General features: G+C 45.4%; 17 protein-coding genes and 1 tRNA gene. 10 read left to right on the top strand and 8 right to left on the bottom strand.

Going from position 1 to position 18,555, the window contains the following annotated elements; translation table 11 throughout:
- Window positions 1–77 precede the first annotated feature (77 nt).
- The 5 genes from P7M01_RS07455 to rsgA form a co-directional block, all read right to left on the bottom strand.
- Entirely contained in the window at window positions 78–407 is a 330-nt protein-coding gene (locus tag P7M01_RS07455) for a YbaB/EbfC family nucleoid-associated protein (protein ID WP_202935820.1), read from the bottom strand.
- A gap of 115 nt (window positions 408–522) precedes the next feature.
- The gene (gene crr, locus P7M01_RS07460; RefSeq protein WP_317475920.1) at window positions 523–1,023 is read right to left on the bottom strand and encodes a PTS glucose transporter subunit IIA; all 501 of its coding nucleotides are present in this window, start codon (window positions 1,021–1,023) and stop codon (window positions 523–525) included.
- Between the two features lie 61 nt (window positions 1,024–1,084).
- A complete protein-coding gene (gene ptsI / locus P7M01_RS07465) occupies window positions 1,085–2,812 on the bottom strand; it encodes a phosphoenolpyruvate-protein phosphotransferase PtsI (RefSeq protein WP_202935822.1) in 1,728 nt (575 codons plus the stop codon).
- Window positions 2,813–2,917: 105 nt separating this feature from the next.
- Window positions 2,918–3,175, bottom strand: a complete 258-nt coding sequence (gene ptsH, locus P7M01_RS07470) for a phosphocarrier protein Hpr (RefSeq protein WP_202935823.1) — start codon at window positions 3,173–3,175, stop codon at window positions 2,918–2,920.
- A 273-nt stretch (window positions 3,176–3,448) separates the two neighbouring features.
- Window positions 3,449–4,495 carry a small ribosomal subunit biogenesis GTPase RsgA gene (rsgA, locus tag P7M01_RS07475; RefSeq protein ID WP_317483446.1) on the bottom strand — a complete coding sequence of 349 codons (1,047 nt, stop codon included), beginning with the start codon at window positions 4,493–4,495 and terminating at the stop codon, window positions 3,449–3,451.
- 60 nt (window positions 4,496–4,555) lie between these two features.
- Between rsgA and orn the strand changes: the two genes are divergently transcribed.
- The 8 genes from orn to hflX all read left to right on the top strand — a co-directional run bounded on the left by orn (window position 4,556) and on the right by hflX (window position 12,600).
- Window positions 4,556–5,104, top strand: a complete 549-nt coding sequence (orn, locus tag P7M01_RS07480) for an oligoribonuclease (protein WP_317477539.1) — start codon at window positions 4,556–4,558, stop codon at window positions 5,102–5,104.
- A gap of 92 nt (window positions 5,105–5,196) precedes the next feature.
- Window positions 5,197–5,272: transfer RNA gene (locus P7M01_RS07485), tRNA-Gly, on the top strand.
- A 291-nt stretch (window positions 5,273–5,563) separates the two neighbouring features.
- A complete protein-coding gene (tsaE, locus tag P7M01_RS07490) occupies window positions 5,564–6,034 on the top strand; it encodes a tRNA (adenosine(37)-N6)-threonylcarbamoyltransferase complex ATPase subunit type 1 TsaE (RefSeq protein WP_317483447.1) in 471 nt (156 codons plus the stop codon).
- Window positions 6,035–6,094: 60 nt separating this feature from the next.
- Window positions 6,095–8,005 (top strand): LysM peptidoglycan-binding domain-containing protein, encoded by a 1,911-nt coding sequence (locus P7M01_RS07495; RefSeq protein WP_449536210.1) that lies wholly within the window; start codon window positions 6,095–6,097, stop codon window positions 8,003–8,005.
- Between the two features lie 2 nt (window positions 8,006–8,007).
- Window positions 8,008–9,906, top strand: a complete 1,899-nt coding sequence (mutL, locus tag P7M01_RS07505; RefSeq protein ID WP_317483448.1) for a DNA mismatch repair endonuclease MutL — start codon at window positions 8,008–8,010, stop codon at window positions 9,904–9,906.
- A gap of 2 nt (window positions 9,907–9,908) precedes the next feature.
- A complete protein-coding gene (gene miaA, locus P7M01_RS07510; protein WP_202935829.1) occupies window positions 9,909–10,865 on the top strand; it encodes a tRNA (adenosine(37)-N6)-dimethylallyltransferase MiaA in 957 nt (318 codons plus the stop codon).
- An 80-nt stretch (window positions 10,866–10,945) separates the two neighbouring features.
- Entirely contained in the window at window positions 10,946–11,245 is a 300-nt protein-coding gene (hfq, locus tag P7M01_RS07515; protein ID WP_202935830.1) for an RNA chaperone Hfq, read from the top strand.
- Entirely contained in the window at window positions 11,245–12,600 is a 1,356-nt protein-coding gene (gene hflX / locus P7M01_RS07520; protein WP_394853437.1) for a ribosome rescue GTPase HflX, read from the top strand. Before hfq ends, hflX begins: the two co-directional genes overlap by 1 nt.
- A 77-nt stretch (window positions 12,601–12,677) precedes the next feature.
- Here the strand turns inward: hflX and P7M01_RS07525 are convergent, their stop codons facing one another.
- The 3 genes from P7M01_RS07525 to P7M01_RS07535 form a co-directional block, all read right to left on the bottom strand.
- Entirely contained in the window at window positions 12,678–13,256 is a 579-nt protein-coding gene (locus tag P7M01_RS07525; RefSeq protein WP_317483450.1) for a GrpB family protein, read from the bottom strand.
- A 74-nt stretch (window positions 13,257–13,330) separates the two neighbouring features.
- Window positions 13,331–14,665 (bottom strand): argininosuccinate synthase, encoded by a 1,335-nt coding sequence (argG, locus tag P7M01_RS07530; protein ID WP_317476106.1) that lies wholly within the window; start codon window positions 14,663–14,665, stop codon window positions 13,331–13,333.
- Window positions 14,666–14,747: 82 nt separating this feature from the next.
- On the bottom strand, window positions 14,748–15,551 hold the full coding sequence (locus P7M01_RS07535) for an NAD-dependent epimerase/dehydratase family protein (protein ID WP_317477532.1): 804 nt from the start codon (window positions 15,549–15,551) through the stop codon (window positions 14,748–14,750).
- A gap of 570 nt (window positions 15,552–16,121) precedes the next feature.
- Here P7M01_RS07535 and bioA point away from each other — a divergent pair.
- Both bioA and bioF read left to right on the top strand, forming a co-directional pair.
- Window positions 16,122–17,408: an adenosylmethionine--8-amino-7-oxononanoate transaminase gene (gene bioA / locus P7M01_RS07540; protein ID WP_317483451.1), complete on the top strand. Its 1,287-nt coding sequence runs from the start codon at window positions 16,122–16,124 to the stop codon at window positions 17,406–17,408.
- Window positions 17,401–18,543 (top strand): 8-amino-7-oxononanoate synthase, encoded by a 1,143-nt coding sequence (gene bioF / locus P7M01_RS07545; protein ID WP_317483497.1) that lies wholly within the window; start codon window positions 17,401–17,403, stop codon window positions 18,541–18,543. Before bioA ends, bioF begins: the two co-directional genes overlap by 8 nt.
- Window positions 18,544–18,555 lie beyond the last annotated feature (12 nt).

Consider the following 18,555-nt stretch of genomic DNA (forward strand, 5'->3'; position numbering starts at 1 on the left):
TAAAAACGCAATGTTTTTACACATTGATTCGTCGGTAACGATCATCCTTCAACCTGAAGCAAGGTTGGATTGAAAAATTAAAACGGCATTTTGAAACCCGGCGGCAATGACATGCCGGCGGTCACTGAAGCCATTTTTTCTTTCTGCATTTCTTCCGCACGACGCACGGCATCATTAAATGCGGCGGCAATTAAGTCTTCCAGCATTTCCTTATCTTCTTCCATCAGAGAAGGATCAATGGTGATACGACGGCAATTATGCGCACCGTTTAATGTAATTTTAACAAGCCCGGCACCGGATTCTCCCGTGACTTCAAGCTGAGCAATCTCGTCCTGCATTTTTTGCATACGTTCCTGCATTTGTTGGGCTTGTTTCATCAAGCCGCCTAATCCGCCTTTCCCAAACATAATATTTCCGTTAATAACTGTTAAAGTGCCGTTCATTTAAGGAACCGCCCCCTCAAACAAAAAGTCCGCTTAATCAACCTAAGCGAACTTTTCAACAAACCTAAATCAGCAATGGTTATTTTTTAAGCAATAAAACTTCCGTTTCGCCTGCAATTACAGAACCAACGTGTTTTTCAATATGACTGATTTCATCCATATTAGAAATCACAATCGGCGTTAATACTGATTTTGCTTTTGATTTTAATAAATCCAAGTCAAATTTCAATATGACGTCACCGCGTTTAACGCTTTGGCCTTCCTGAGCGACACGGGTAAAACCTTCACCTTTTAACTCAACCGTATCAATACCGAAGTGAACGAATAATTCCACGCCTTCGGTAGATTCCATGGAAAACGCATGATTCGTTTCGAAAATTTTGCCGATAACGCCGTCCACCGGAGCGACGATTTCGTCGCCGGTCGGGTTAATTGCAACGCCGTCGCCTACAATTTTTTCCGAAAATACAACATCAGGAACATCTTCAATGCTTACGATTTCACCTGATAATGGTGCATATACTTTCACTTCCACTGCTTGACTTTGTTTTGAGCCAAATAACTTAGCAAAAAAACCCATTGTAACCTCTCCATAATGATTGAAACCTTACGTATTCTAACGCAAAAATTTCACTTTGTATCTAGTTTAATGCTTTTTCTTTTAAGAAATCATTGATTAATTTTTCTATTTCAGCCGCAGTCGGAACCTGTAACGCTTTTTCAGCTAAAATGCGGGCATCGGCAAAATTTACGTTGCGGATTAATTTCTTGATACGAGGCACGGAAATCGCACTCATACTGAATTCATCCAATCCCATCCCCAAAAGCAATAAGGTTGCGCGTTCGTCACCGGCCAATTCACCGCACATACCGGTCCATTTACCCTCGGCGTGAGAGGCGTCAATCACCTGTTTGATCAGGTTTAATACTGACGGAGACATCGGATTGTATAAATGAGAAATCAATTCGTTACCGCGGTCTACCGCTAAGGTGTATTGCGTTAAATCGTTCGTACCGATACTGAAGAAATCCACTTCTTTAGCTAAGAATTTTGCATTCACCGCAGCAGACGGCGTTTCAACCATCACGCCGACCTGAATATTTTCGTCAAACGCTTTGCCTTCATTGCGAAGTTCTTGTTTCAATACTTCAATCACGGTTTTTAACTCGCGAATTTCCTCAACGGAAATAATCATCGGGAACATTACCGCCAATTTACCGAATGCCGATGCGCGCAACACCGCACGTAATTGCGCATGTAAAATTTCGCGGCGGTCCAATGCGATACGCACTGCGCGCCAACCTAAGAACGGATTCATTTCCTTCGGTAAATTCAAATACGGCAATTCTTTATCGCCGCCGATGTCCATCGTACGCAATACCACTAAGCGACCGTTCATCGCTTCCACCACTTCTTTGTACGCGGCGAATTGTTCTTCTTCCGAAGGCAGACTATCGCGATCCATAAACAGGAATTCGGTACGGTATAACCCGACGCCTTCCGCACCGTTACGATCCGCACCTTCGCAATCGCGAATCGTACCGATGTTCGCAACCACATCGACCTGATGACCGTCCAACGTTAATGCCGGCAAATCTTTTAATTTGGCTAATTCCGCTTTTTCCGCCGCAAGTTGCGCCTGCTGTTCCTTCAGGCTATCGATTTGTTCCTGAGTCGGATTCACGTAAACCGCATTGTTCACTGCGTCCAGAATCAGGAAATCGCCGGTATTCACTTTTTCCGTTACATTATTGGTTCCCACAATCGCCGGCAATTCCAAGGAACGCGCCATAATAGAAGTGTGAGAAGTACGGCCGCCGATATCGGTGATAAAACCTAACACTTTATCCAGATTTAATTGCGCCGTTTCGGACGGGGTTAAATCATAAGCCACTAAAATCGCTTCTTCGTTAATTTCACCCAAATCCACAATATGCATGCCTAAAATATTTTTAAGCAATCGGTTGCCAATATCACGAATATCACCTGCGCGCTCTTTTAAGTATTCGTCATCGATTTCAGACAACATGGCGACTTGCTGATCGATAATTTTGCTCGCCGCCGAAGCCGCACTCACTTTATGCGAACGAAGGTAATCAATAATTTCTTCTTCCAGCTCTTCGTCTTCTAAGATCATTAAATGACCTTCAAAAATCGCCGCTTTATCTTCACCAAGCGATTTCAACGCTCGGTTACGGATAGAATTTAACTGCTCCACTGCCGCGGCTCGCCCTTTATAAAAGCGCGCCACTTCGGCATCCAGTTGGTCATCACTGATTTTGCCATGGTCGATGACAATTTTTTCTTCTTTAAGTACAAGTGCTTTACCGAAAACGATACCTGGAGAAGCTGGAATTCCTGAAATCATAATTTACCCTTCCAATATAATTAAGATGCGTATAAAAATAATAGCCACAACAGGACGTTTTCCATCACAATATGAGGAAAATCCGATGTTATGGCTATGAAATCATTATTCTAAAGTTGGCATTAAAGCAACTAAATGATCAACGGCAGCTTGTTCATCTTCACCTTCAGCTGAAATTGTGATGACGGTACCTTGTGTTAAACCTAGAGTTTGTAACTTGAATAAGCTTTTTGCGCTTGCGCTTTTACCTGCCGATGTGACCGTGATGTCTGATGCAAAGGCTTTTGCTTCTTTTACGAATTGAGCGGCAGGACGAGTGTGTAGACCGGCGGCAGCTGTAATTTCAACGTCTTTTGAATACATGATTTTACCTCGAGATAAAAGTTTAATAGAAAGATTTAACAAGCTCAAAACGACTTATTAAGTGAATCCTCCGCATGAAAGTGCGGTTAAAATTTATTGATTTTTTTAATTACTCAATTTCAACAGTAAGTATCAATATTCTGCCTAAATAATCAAGCTTAATCGTGACAATTTTTGAGTTAGCGCATAAAAAAGGTACAAACCTGGTTATTTTTTAATCTAAAAGTAACAAAAATTTTAAATATTATAAGATTATTTTATACCTTTTTAGGGTTACGTCGTAAAATGTCGGTGAGATTTTGCCTCATTTTTGCTTGAAATTAATCGGTGATAATTATCAAAACGTACAGGATGAATTTTGCCTTGTTCCACCGCTTCCCGCAGCGCACATTGAGGATCGTTTAAATGCTTACAATCCCGGAACTTACACATTCCCAGAAAATCCTGAAATTCGCGATAACCTTTGGTGATTTGTTCCGCGTCCAAATGCCACAAACCGAATTCGCGAATGCCCGGGCTATCAATCAAATTACCGCCTTGCGGTAAATGATATAAACGGGATGAAGTCGTAGTATGCTGGCCCAATCCCGAAGTTTGGCTGACTTCGCCCGTCTGAGCATTTACTTCCGGCAGAATTCGATTTACCAGACTGGATTTGCCAACACCCGACTGCCCCACAAAAATAGACGTTCCCTGCGCTAAAAGTGCGGTCAGTTTTTTCATATTTTCTCCGGTTTCCGCCGAAATCATTAGGGTTTGATAACCGATATTCCGATAAATTTTCAGCTGTTCTTCCGCTTGTTGACGGGCTTCGTCGGACAGCAAATCAATCTTGTTCAAGACAATCAGCGCCGGAATATTCGCCGTTTCGCAAATCACCAGATAACGATCGATAATATTCAGCGATAAAGTCGGCAATACCGCCGAAACAATCACAATAAGATCAATATTCGATGCCATGACTTTCAGTCCGTCATAATAATCCGGACGGGACAACTCGTTTTGGCGGGGTTTTACCGCTTCAATCACGCCGCTGACACCCTGCAGCTTTTCGTGACCCTTGCGCCAAACCACGCAATCTCCAACTACCACGCCGGATAAAGTCCGTCGCAGATTACAGCGAAACACTTCACCTCGTGCATCTTCCACATCCGCATGCATGGAATAACGCGTCACCACCACGCCGTCCTGAGTTTCGCCCAGCATATTCTCCTGCCAATCAATCTGATTTTTAGCTTGCCGACGGTGGCGATCCAACGCTTTTGCGTTATTAGAATGAATACGGCGTTTTTGATTTTGGGTTAATTTCTGTTTTGCCATTTAAAGTGCGGTCGATTTTCGGGTAGAATTGAAATAGATGAATGATAGGATACTGAAATTATGGCTCAAGATAAAGAAAATCTGATTTGGATTGATTTGGAAATGACGGGATTGGATCCCGAACAGGAACGCATTATCGAAATCGCTACTATTGTGACGGATAAAAATCTCAATATTTTAGCGGAAGGTCCGGTTCTAGCGGTACATCAATCGGACAAACTGCTGGCTAAAATGAGCGACTGGTGCGTCAAAACTCACACCGCCAACGGTTTGGTGGAACGGGTAAAAACCAGCAAACTCACCGAGCGCGCCGCCGAATTACAAACGATCGATTTTCTGAAACAGTGGGTGCCGAAAGGCGCATCGCCGATTTGCGGAAACAGCGTCGCGCAGGACAAACGCTTTTTATTCAAATACATGCCGGATTTAGCGGATTATTTTCATTACCGCCATCTCGACGTCAGCACCCTGAAAGAACTGGCTCGCCGCTGGAAACCCGATATTTTAAACGGATTCCAAAAAACCAACTCGCATTTAGCGCTGGATGACATTCGCGAAAGCATTAAAGAACTGGCTTATTATCGCGAGCATTTCATTAAATTAGACTAAAAAATCAACAAGCGGTCACTTTTCTGAAAATTCTGCTTGCACGATACGAAAACTTCCGTATAATACGCCCTGTTTTCGACGATAAGTCGCCTGCGGGAATAGCTCAGTTGGTAGAGCACAACCTTGCCAAGGTTGGGGTCGCGAGTTCGAGCCTCGTTTCCCGCTCCAAATTTCAAAGGACGTTTTATGACGTCCTTTTCTTTTATCTCGATTTAAAATTCATTTTTAATTTTCAACCCCAAAACTGAACAAAAAACTTGTCATTTTTTATGCGTAATCACCAGTGTGATTACTTATGGCTTCGCCACCGTTGGCAAAGCCAACGTTCAAAAAGCGTTGCTTTTTGTGACCGCACTTTTCCGGATCCGACAGCCGCCGCAAAATTATTCCTATTGTAAAAATGAAAAATGCGGTACAATTTCGCCCATTTAATCCGTTAGTTACGAGCTTATGTCCGCTATGTCTTACAGTCGTTTTTTGCCTGACGAACAAGCGACGATCGATTTCGGTCGCATGCTGATTCGGGCCGTTTGCCAAATCGCTTCGCCGCACGCGATCACCCTTTATCTTAACGGCGATCTGGGGGCGGGCAAAACCACCCTCAGCCGCGGCATGATTCAGGGGCTGGGACATCAGGGCAACGTAAAAAGCCCGACTTACACGCTGGTTGAAGAATATCGACTGCAAGGCAAACGCATTTATCACTTTGATTTATACCGTTTGAGCGATCCGGAAGAACTGGAATTTATGGGCATCCGCGACTATTTTTCCGCCGACAGCATTTGTTTGATTGAATGGGCGGAAAAAGGCGCCAGTTTGCTTGCCGAGCCCGATCTGTCGGTCAACATTAGTTATACGGACAATGCGCGCCGAATCGAATTAATTCCACAAAGTGAACAAGGTGAAGCCATCATTCAATTATTAAAATAGCCGATGAAACAGATTTTATCCCTTTTATTGAAAACAGCCGGCGCCTTTGCCCGACGCCGCATGGACACAACTAAAAAATACGGACAAAAAACAGCGCTTATTTTGACCGCACTTTGCTGTCTGACGGCTTATTCCCAATCGGCGCTGGCGGAAAAATGGACTATCGCCATCGATCCCGGCCACGGCGGGAAAGATCCGGGCGCCATCAGCCGCAACCTGCGTATTTACGAAAAAAACGTCACCATTTCCATCGCTCGGGAATTAAAAGCGTTTTTGGACAAAGATCCGAATTTTCGCGCCGTATTGACCCGCAACGGCGATTACTACATTTCCGTGCCTGATCGCTCGGAAATCGCCCGTCGTCAAAAAGCGAACTACTTAATTTCCATTCATGCGGATTCCTCTGAAGGCTCGACCTTGCGCGGCGCTTCCGTTTGGGTGCTATCAAACCGTCGCGCCAATGACGAAATGGGACAATGGCTGGAAGATCACGAAAAACAATCGGAATTACTCGGCGGCGCGGGCAACGTCCTTGCCACCCACAACAACGAGAAATACCTGAATCAAACCGTATTGGACTTGCAATTCGGACACAGTCAGCGAGTCGGATACGAACTCGGTGACGCCATTTTGCGCAATTTCGCCAAAATCACGACGCTAAGCCGCAGCCGTCCGCAACATGCCAGCCTTGGCGTACTGCGTTCGCCGGATATTCCGTCCGTCTTGGTGGAAACGGGTTTCTTATCCAATCCGGAAGAAGAGGCAAAACTGAGCTCGCCGTCCTATCGCCGCCGTATTGCCTACATTATTTATCAGGGTATTGTGGATTACCGGAAACGCCACGGCGGTTTAGAAGTCAACACCGTGGTACGCGCCCCGGCGGACAGTCCGAAAAACGCGCAATCCAATAACGCAAAAAGCGAAACTGATGACAAAAAAGAAAACGACACCGTTAAAGACAGCGGCGTGGTTCACAGCGTTAAAGCCGGCGATCGATTGGATAAAATCGCCAAGAAATACGACGTGAAAGAAGACGACATCGTCGCCTTAAATCAGCTGAAACGGAAAACCCTGCTTATCGGCCAGAAACTCCGCATTCCGGATAACCGTAAAAGTGCGGGCAAAAATACCGACAAATCCGAACCGGAAACCGTTTCCGCGCCGAAAGACAGCGGCGTGATTCACACAGTTAAAGCCGGTGATCGATTGGATAAAATCGCCAAGAAATACGACGTAAAAGAAGACGACATCGTCACCTTAAATCAGCTGAAACGAAAAACTCTGCTTATCGGGCAGAAACTCCGCATTCCGGATAACCGTAAAAGTGCGGGCAAAAATCCCGACAAATCCGAGCCAGAAACCGTTTCCGCGCCGAAAGACAGCGGCGTGGTTCACAGCGTTAAAGCCGGCGATCGGTTGGATAAAATCGCTAAAAAATACGACGTGAAAGAAGACGACATCGTCACCTTAAATCAGCTGAAACGGAAAACTCTGCTTATCGGCCAGAAACTCCGCATTCCGGATAACCGTAAAAGTGCGGGCCAAAATCCCGACAAATCCGAACCGGAAACCGTTTCCGCGCCGAAAGACAGCGGCGTGGTTCACAGCGTTAAAGCCGGCGATCGGTTGGATAAAATCGCTAAAAAATACGACGTGAAAGAAGACGACATCGTCACCTTAAATCAGCTGAAACGGAAAACCTTGCTTGTCGGTCAAACCTTAAAAATTCCGGCAAAAAACAAAAAAACGGCTGAAAAGCAAACCGTTAAACCCAATGTGAAAGTGACGGAAAAAGGAAAAAACCAGGATAAATCGAAAGAAACACCGAAATATCACGTGATTGAAAAAGACCAGACGATTTATGCCGTCAGTCGTTTATACGGCATTCCGCCAAGTCAAATTTTGAAACTGAACCCGAATTTAAAAGACGGAAAAGTCCGCGTAGGTCAAAAAATTCAGATTAAGGAATAATTATGCCGATTCAAATTTTACCGCCACAACTTGCTAACCAAATCGCAGCGGGTGAAGTCGTCGAACGTCCGGCGTCGGTGGTGAAAGAATTGGTGGAAAACAGCCTGGACGCCGGCGCCACTCAAGTCCAAATCAATATTGAGAACGGCGGCGCAACGCTGATCCGCATCCGCGATAACGGCATCGGCATTCCAAAACAAGAACTGGCGTTGGCGCTTGCCCGCCATGCCACCAGCAAAATCGCCACTATTGATGATTTGGAAGCGATTCTCAGTTTTGGTTTCCGCGGCGAAGCCTTAGCCAGTATCAGCTCGGTTTCCCGTTTAACGCTCACCTCCCGCACCGCCGAACAACAGGAAGCCTGGCAGGTTTTTGTGCAGGGGCGCGAACAGGAAAGCGTGATCAAACCGGCTTCTCACCCTGTCGGCACCACGGTGGAAGTGGCAAATTTATTCTTCAATACGCCGGCCCGTCGCAAATTTTTACGCACGGACAAAACGGAATTCGGCCATATCGATGAAGTTATCCGTCGCATTGCGTTGGCAAAATCGCACATCGGCTTCACTCTGACGCATAACGGAAAAATCATTCGTCAATACAAAAGTGCGCAGGAAAATACACAGAAACTAAAACGCCTCGCCGCCATCTGCGGCGACGATTTCGTCCGTCAGGCATTGCATATTGACTGGAAACACGACGATCTGCATTTATCCGGCTGGGTGGCGACGCCCGCTTTCGCCCGTTCGCAAAACGATTTGAATTATTGCTACGTAAACGGGCGGATGGTGAAAGATAAAGTGATTAATCACGCCATTCGTCAGGCTTACGCGGAATATTCGGGTAACGAGCAATATCCGGCTTTTGTGCTGTTTTTGGATTTGAATCCGAACGATGTGGATGTAAACGTACATCCGACCAAACACGAAGTGCGTTTTCAGCAAAGCCGTCTGATTCACGATTTCATCTTCCAGGGCGTCACCCATGCCTTGCTTTCCGCCGAACAGCTCGATTTTTCCGCGCCACAATCGGATGCGGGAAAAGCAAACGAAATCCGGGAACCGCAGGCGGGTTATAAAAATATGACAGCGACCGTCCGCCCTAACCGCGCGGCGGCCGGGCAGAATCTGTTCGGATTTAATCCGTCGCCGACGGAAAAAGAAAGCCATACGCCGACTGCGGCAAAATCTTCGGCTCCGTCCCGTTCGGAAAAATCGTCGAATTTTCTCCCGCACTTTATGCCGCAATCAGCGCATTCGCCTTCATCATTCGGGCGCGAAAAAGTCAGCAAAACGGAACAACGGCTTTATGCCGAATTGCTCAAAACGCCGGCAAATCAAGCTTCGCCGACCGCGTCGATTCAGCCGATATGCGCCTCGGCGGGCTCGTTACTGCGGGCTCTCGCTTTGGTGGATAATCGCGCATTATTGCTGCAACAGGATTCGGCCTTTTATTTACTGCCACTTAATAAATTGCAAAGAATGCGGTTCGAACTGATGTTGAGCGCACCGAATCCGTCCAAACAAATGTTGCTGATTCCCGTAGTTTTCCGTTTATCGGACGAACAACTGGCGCAATGGCGACAACAAAAACACTGGTTTGAACAAAGCGGATTCGAATTCACCGAAAATCCCGCTCAGCATCGCATTACATTAAACGCGGTGCCACAATGTCTGCGTCATCAGAATTTACAGAAAATGGTGGTGACGTTACTCAATCAATCCGTGCAAAAAACATCGGATTTTTTGACCGCACTTTTGGATTTAGCGGAGCCGTCCGACTGTCAGGTGTTGGCAAACGCCGTCAATCTTTTACAGGAAACCGAACAGTTATTGAATCGGCAGACGGCGCTAAAACTTAACGATTTGCTGATTCCCGTTGATTTTTCATCTTATTTATCATAATTATGCAACATAACTCGACCGCTTTGCCCACTGCGATTTTTTTGATGGGCCCCACCGCCTCGGGAAAAACGGATTTGGCCATTAAATTGCACCAAACGCTGCCGGTAGAAATTATCAGCGTCGACAGCGCATTAATTTATAAAGGCATGGACATCGGCACGGCGAAACCGAGCAAATGCGAGCTGGCGCTGGCCCCTCATCGACTGATTGACATTTTAGATCCCGCCGAAAGTTATTCCGCCATGAATTTCCGCGCCGATGCGCTGCGGGAAATGGCGGATATTACGGCGCAAGGGAAAATCCCTTTATTGGTCGGCGGCACTATGCTGTATTACAAAGCGTTGACGGAAGGCTTGTCACCGCTGCCAAACGCCGATGAAAAAGTGCGGGCGGAAATTGAAGCGAAAGCGCAGCAAACGGGCTGGCCGGCGTTACATCGGGAATTGGCAAAATTTGATCCGATTTCCGCTGCGCGCATTAATCCCAATGACAGTCAGCGCATCAACCGTGCGCTGGAAGTGTTTTATCTCACCGGCAAATCCTTAACCGAACTCACGGCGCAAAAAGGCGATGCGTTGCCTTACAACGTTTTGCAATTCGCCATTGCGCCGGAAGATCGCAGCATATTACATCAGCGCATTGAATTGCGATTCCAGAAAATGGTGGAACTCGGCTTTAAAGCGGAAGTGGAAAAACTCTACGCCCGTCCCGATTTAAGCCCGGATTTGCCGTCTATCCGTTGTGTGGGATATCGTCAAATGTGGGAACATTTACGGGGCGATTACGGTTTTGACGAAGCCATTTACCGCGGCATTTGCGCCACTCGTCAGTTAGCTAAACGGCAAATCACCTGGCTACGCGGCTGGAAGACGCCGATTCAGTGGCTGGACAGCCTGCAAAATGAAAAAAATCAGAAAAAGGTTCAACAAGCTTTTTATTTGGCTATGCAAAACCGTTAAAACTTGGTATATTGACCGTCGGCTATGAGACATAGTCGTTCATTATTCTAACTACAATAAATAATAAGAAGGAAAACAAGATGGCAAAAGGGCAATCATTACAAGATCCTTATTTAAATGCGCTTCGTCGCGAACGTATCCCCGTTTCTATTTACCTTGTCAACGGCATTAAATTGCAAGGACAGATCGAATCGTTCGATCAATTTGTGATTTTATTGAAAAACACCGTCAACCAAATGGTTTATAAACACGCCATTTCTACGGTTGTACCGGCTCGCAGCGTATCACATCATAACAATAATGCGCAGCAACAATATCAGCAACAAGCCGCTCAAGCCGCCGCGGTACAATCGGATGAATCGTCCTCCCAAACGGAATAATCTTGAATAACGAAATATCCGTTCAAAGTGCGGTGGAAAATACGCCAATTTCCACCGCACTTTCCTCATCTGAAAACGGACGTGACAAGGCGATTATCGTTCACGTTTTTTTCTCGCAGGATAAAAATCTCGAAGATCTGGCGGAATTTCAGCTTTTAGCCCAATCCGCTCAAGTCGACATTTTGCAAATCGTCACTACCAGCCGTTCTACGCCGCAAGCCAAATATTTTGTCGGACAAGGCAAAGCGGAAGAAATCGCCGAGCTTGCGAAGCAGTCGGATGCCGATGTTATTCTGGTCAATCATCAGTTAACGCCCGCGCAAACCCGAAATCTAGAAAGCTTATGCGAATGTCGGGTGGTCGACCGTACCGGATTAATTTTAGATATTTTCGCCCAACGGGCGCGCAGCCACGAAGGCAAATTACAGGTGGAACTGGCTCAGCTTAAACATTTGGCCACCCGCCTTGTACGACGCAAAACGGGTTTAGATCAGCAAAAAGGCGCCGTTGGTTTACGCGGTCCCGGCGAAACGCAACTGGAAACCGATCGCCGTTTAATCAGAGTGCGTATCGCCCAGCTGCAAAACCGTTTGGAAAAAGTCTCTAAGCAGCGTAATCAGAATCGACAAACCCGTCAGAAGGCGGATATTCCTACCATTTCGTTAGTGGGCTACACCAATGCGGGGAAATCCACGCTATTCAATCGTTTGACGCAAGCGGACGTCTATGCCGCCGATCAGCTTTTCGCCACGCTGGATCCGACTTTACGCCGTTTATCCGTTCAGGATGTGGGCACCACCGTTCTGGCCGACACGGTGGGATTCATTCGTGATTTGCCGCATGATTTGGTTTCCGCCTTTAAATCCACTTTACAGGAAACCACGGAAGCCAGCCTGCTGTTACACGTGATTGACGCCTCCGATACGCGCAAACAGGAAAACATTGAAGCGGTTAATGCCGTGCTGGAAGAAATCCAGGCGGATAATGTGCCGACGTTGTCGGTTTACAACAAAATCGATCGACTTGATAATATCCGACCGCATATTGAATTTAATGACGAACAACAACCGATAGCCGTTTACATCTCCGCCCAAGCGAATTTAGGTATTGATTTATTATTCGACGCCATTCGTCAACGGCTGCGCAATGAAATTTTATCCTTATCCGTTTCCTTAAAGCCTGCTCAGGGAAAAATTCGCCACGCGTTTTATCGGCTCAACTGCATCCGCCACGAAACCATCGGTGAACAAGGCGAATATTTGATAGAAATTGAAATTGACAAAATCGAATGGCTGAAACTGCTTAAACGCTTTCCCGAATTGGAACCCTTTAATCCCGTCAAAAATCAGGAATAAAAATGCACTTTTCGCAATCCCAAAAGTGCGGTCAGATTTCGAACAGTTTTTTCCGAACCAGTCACACAGTATTTCAATTATGACTTAACTCTTTGATATTTATCCTTAAATTCCTTTTTTGCCAGTTCGGTATATCGGCGGATAAAATCGGTTTTGGCTTCCGTATAGGAATCTCGGTCATATTCGTACTGCTTCCATAAGGATAATTTTAAGCGTTCATAGGCTTGAGCAATATCGGGATGTGCGAGCAAATAATCGCGAAAATACAGTTCATCGTTATCCCCAAGCAAACGCAAATGAAGATGAAAAACCCGTTCGGCAAAACCCGTCGGCGTATAACCTTTATTATAGACAATACGCGTATCCGTTGCCGACATGCACAAATAGCCATTCCGGGATAAACATTCGGAAACATGCTGTAATGCGGATCTATCCTCCAATTCGATCAAAATATCCACCGTCGGCTTCGCCCAAATAGTCTGCACAGCCGTGCTGCCAATATGACTAATTTTGCAAGGTTCGCGGATAATTTCAAGCAAATGCAGGCGTTCATCTTCATACCAACGCCGCCAGTCGGGGTTAGGGGCTTCCAAACGAATCGGAAAAAGCCGCCATAATTCTTCCAGCGACATTTCCGTCAATGCTTTATTCGTCATAATATAGGCTAAAAATTAACCGCACTTTCAGTTTAATCCAAAAGTGCGGTCAGATTTTTCAACGTTTTTTCGGATTATTTTTTACCTAATTGCGGTAACACGGAGTCTTTTCCGGCAACCAATAAACCGGTTTTAGAATACACGCCCAATTTCGCGCGGGTATCCACAATATCCAAATTACGCATGGTTAACTGACCGATACGATCGATTGGATCAAACGGCGCGTCTTCAATTTTTTCCATGCTCAAACGTTCAGGTACGTAAGTCAAGTTCGGCGATACGGTATCTAAAATCGAATAATCGTTGCCACGACGCAATTCAAGCGTCACCTCGCCGGTAATCGCACGCGCCACCCAACGTTGCGCCGTTTCACGCAACATTAACGCTTGCGGGTCAAACCAGCGGCCTTGATATAACAAGCGACCTAAACGTAAACCGTTGATACGATATTGTTCGATGGTGTCTTCATTGTGAATACCGGTCACCAAGCGTTCGTAAGCAATGTGCAACAACGCCATGCCCGGCGCTTCATAAATACCGCGTGATTTCGCTTCGATGATACGATTTTCGATTTGGTCGGACATGCCTAAACCGTGGCGTCCGCCGATGCGGTTGGCTTCTAAGAACAATTCCACCGCGTCGTCAAAAGTTTTGCCGTTTAATGCGACCGGCACGCCTTCTTCAAAACGAACGGTGACGGTTTCCGCTTTCACTTCGACATTTTCGTCCCAGAAGGCCACACCCATAATCGGTTTCACGATTTTAATTCCGGTACTTAACAATTCCAGGTCTTTCGCTTCATGGGTGGCGCCCAGCATGTTGGAATCCGTCGAATAGGCTTTTTCTACCGACATTTTGTAGTTGAAACCGTTGGCGATTAAAAATTCGGACATTTCATGACGACCGCCCAATTCTTCGATAAATTGATCGTCCAACCAAGGTTTGTAGATTTTTAAGTTCGGATTGGTTAACAAGCCGTAACGGTAGAAACGTTCAATATCGTTGCCTTTGAACGTAGAACCGTCGCCCCAAATATTAACGTCGTCTTCTTTCATTGCCGCAACCAGCATGGTGCCGGTAACGGCGCGACCTAAAGGCGTGGTGTTGAAATACGTAATACCGCCCGTTGACACGTGAAATGCGCCCGCTTGAATTGCGGCGATACCTTCGTGAGCCAATTGTGAACGGCAGTCGATTAAACGCGCATTTTCCGCACCGTATTCCATCGCTTTTTTCGGAATGGCGTTGTAATCCTCTTCGTCCGGCTGACCTAAATTCGCCGTATACGCATAAGGCACCGCCCCTTTCTGACGCATCCACAATAATGCGGCGCTGGTATCCAAACCGCCGGAAAAAGCGATACCGACTTTTTGACCTTTAGGAAGATTTTGTAAGATTGTGTTTGACATATCGGGTCCTGTATTGATTGAAGTAATCGTTTGCGAAAATCGACTTATTATGCGTGAAAACCGTGAAATTTTCAACCGCACTTTATAAATTCGGATACTGATAAACGAAATCTAAATCCGTGCAGATTTTATCTCCGCAAATCACCCGATTCGGGTCTTGTTCGGAGCAGGTAAAGTGCGGCGGTTCTATATGAAATTGTTCGGCTGCGGCACAATAATATTGCGCCCGCGACGGGTGATACGGCGCCACCAAATGATATAAACGACAGCCGCCCGGCGTTTCCAGCAATAATTGCACGGCGCGCGAACAGTCTTCGGAATGCACCAGATTCACCGGCGTGTTGCCTTGGTTAAGCTGTAAACCGCTCATGGAACGGACGGGATGACGATCCGCACCGATTAACCCGCCGAAACGCAAAATATCCACATCAATTTGCGACAGATGCCGCAACATTTGTTCTACATGAAACAAGGCTTTTGCCGCCGGTGTTTTCGGATGCGGCTCGCAACTTTCATCAAACTTGCCGGTTTCATCACCGAATACCGATGTGGAGCTGATAAAAATGAAATGACTTACTCCGCACAATAAGGCTTCCTGCACTAAATTTTCGATGCCTTTTTCGTAGCTTTCCGGGTCAAAAAAATAATCGCTCGGCGGAATATTAATCACCAAACTGTCCACCGAAAGCAATGCGGTTAAGTCATCGGGATCCGCATTAATTTCCGGCGTCAATTCAAGCCGATAAGTTTCCAGTCGCCATAAACGCATTTCTTCCACGCCTTCATGGGTGCGTTTACTGCCCTTCACTTCCCAGCCGAGATTGCGCAAGTCCCGCGCCAATGACAAACCGAACCAGCCAAACCCGACAATCGCCACCGATCGCATATTTTCCTCTCATATAAAGTGCGGTCAAAATTTCTGAAAAATTTTTCAGGGATAATGTTTTCCAGTAAGCAGAACGGAGTATTCACAAATCACGCCTAGATTTGTGTGTTTAGCCACTATTCTACCGAGCAAATCAAAATAATTCACGGATTTTCATCGGCAATATTCGCTAAACAAGAAAAAAGCCTGAGCGAAAGCACCTATTTATTGTTTAGCCGAAAATAACGACATTTTTTATATTGGAAAAGGTTGTGAAAATCGTGTATTTTCTCTCGAGGCGGCGAACAAACGCATAAGCAATATTTCGGCGAAAAAACTCATCAAAAATCGCCCGCACTTTATTGCTTGAAACAGAAAAAATTCTTGGCGGAGCAAGTGTTTATGTGAAGCAGTCGATAATGTCTTCAACCAAGTAACGCCGGATGCGGAAAACGAAAAACTTACTCAAAACCGTCAGGCGGTTTTAAATGTTCTGCGTTACCTGCTCTCGAGGCGGCGGAGTTTTCGTTGTTGCAATCATGACAAATGGTGCCCCTATTTCATGAAATAGGGCTTTTTTATGGTGATAAAATGGATTTAGACAAATTAATTGATATTGACCGAGCGCATATTTGGCACCCTTATTCATCAATGACTCAGCCTATCCCTGTCTATGCGGTGGAAAGTGCAAAGGGCGTTGAAATTTATCTTAAAGACGGTCGAGTGCTCATTGACGGTATGTCATCGTGGTGGGCGGCACTGCACGGTTATAATCATCCTCGTTTAAATAACGCAATCACAGCGCAATTGGCGAAAATGAGCCATATTATGTTCGGCGGTATAACGCACGAACCTGCGGTAAAATTAACGGAAAAATTGCTGACCATTTTACCTCCGTCATTAAACAAAATATTTTTTGCCGATAGCGGTTCTGTAGCGGTGGAAGTGGCATTGAAAATGGCATTGCAATATTGGCAAGCAAAAGGGGAAGATCGAAATCAATTTGCCACTGTGCGTTCAGGCTATTACGGCGATACTTGGCACGCCATGTCTGTTTGCGATCCTGTTACGGGTATGCACGGCTTATTTCGTCATCGCTTACCGATTCAACATTTTTTACCCCAACCTTCGATTAAATTTGATGAAGAATGGCAAGAAAGTGCGATTGAACCATTGAAAGCATTGCTTGCGCATAAAGGAAACCAAATTGCGGCATTGATTTTAGAACCCATTGTGCAAGGTGCCGGCGGAATGTATTTCTATTCGCCGATGTATTTAAAACGAGCGAGAGAACTTTGCGATCAACATGGTGTATTGCTGATTTTTGACGAAATTGCCACCGGTTTTGGGCGGACAGGCAAACTATTTGCTTTAGAATATGCCAATGTTGTGCCGGATATTCTTTGTATCGGCAAAGCATTAACCGGCGGTTACCTGACATTAGCTGCCACCATTACCACTGAACATATTGCTCATACCATCAGTGAAGGCGAGGCAAAATGTTTTATGCACGGCCCAACTTTTATGGGGAATCCACTGGCTTGTGCGGTAGCCTATGAATCTCTGTCGCTTTTACTGGAAAGCGATTGGCAACATAAAGTCCATCAAATTGAAGCGCAGCTCAAGGCTGAACTTGCACCGGCTAAAGCGTTTAAATCCGTTGCTGAAGTCCGTGTTCTAGGGGCGATTGGGGTGTTGGAAATGCGTGAAGCGGTCAATATGGTTTCTTTACAAAAACGCTTTGTAGAAAAGGGAATTTGGGTTCGTCCTTTTGGTAAACTTATTTATATTATGCCGCCTTTTATTATCGAACCTAGACAATTAAGCTTTTTAACCGAGCAATTATTAGCCGTGGTCAAAGAGGAATATGATGAATAAATTTACTCAACATCTTCAGCAATTAGCTGAAATTGGGCAGAAACGCCAATTCCCTGATATTGAACATCAGGGAAAGTTTGTGCTTGCCCGTGGCCTCAAAATGTTAAATTTATCCTCTAACGATTATTTGGGTCTGGCAAATGATGCACAACAGGTGGAAAGATTTTTGCAATCTATCGGTAAAAATCAACCGCTCACATCATCATCTTCTCGTTTATTAACGGGCAATTTCCCGATTTATCAGGATTTTGAAACGCTATTAGCACAACGTTTTCAGCGAGAATCCGCTCTATTATTTAATAGCGGCTATCACGCCAATATCGGTATTTTGCCTGCGGTGGCGGATAAACAAACCCTAATTTTAGCAGACAAATTGGTTCATGCCAGTTTGATTGACGGCATTCGACTTTCCGGGGCGGATTTTTTCCGTTATAAGCATAATGATTATCTTCATCTTGAGCAGCTATTGCAGACACATTCAGAGCGCTACCAACAAGTGATTATTGTTACAGAAAGTGTTTTTAGTATGGACGGCGATATTGCGGATCTTCAACAGTTAGTTGCACTCAAAAAACGTTACACCAATGTGCTACTGTATGTTGATGAAGCCCACGCCATAGGTGTATACGGGCAGCAAGGTTTAGGAATGGCAGAAGTCTTCGACTGTATTCAAGAAATTGACTTTTTAGTCGGGACTTTTGGTAAGGCATTGGCATCTATGGGGGCTTATCTTGTTTGTGATAGCGAGATAAGAGAATACTTAATCAATACGATGCGTCCTTTAATTTTTTCTACCGCACTTCCACCGATTAATGTTGCTTGGACTTACTTTTTATTTGAACAATTACCGCAATTTACTGAAAAGCGTCATCATCTTGAGAAATTAAGCCAAATCTTGCGAACTGAAGTGGCGAAAAGAAGTGAATTTCCGCTGTTAAGCGAAACTTGCATCGTGCCATATATCTTAGGCGAAAATCAGCAAGCGGTGGAAAAAGCCGATTATTTGCAAAAACAAGGATATTATTGCTTGCCTATTCGTCCGCCAACAGTACCCAAAGGCACGGCACGTTTGCGTTTTTCATTAACCGCAGATTTAACCGAGCAAGAAATAAAAGGCTTAATCGCATATTTATAAAAGGAGAATTAA

The organism is Exercitatus varius (assembly GCF_029577735.1).
GTDB classification, from domain to species: domain Bacteria; phylum Pseudomonadota; class Gammaproteobacteria; order Enterobacterales; family Pasteurellaceae; genus Exercitatus; species Exercitatus varius.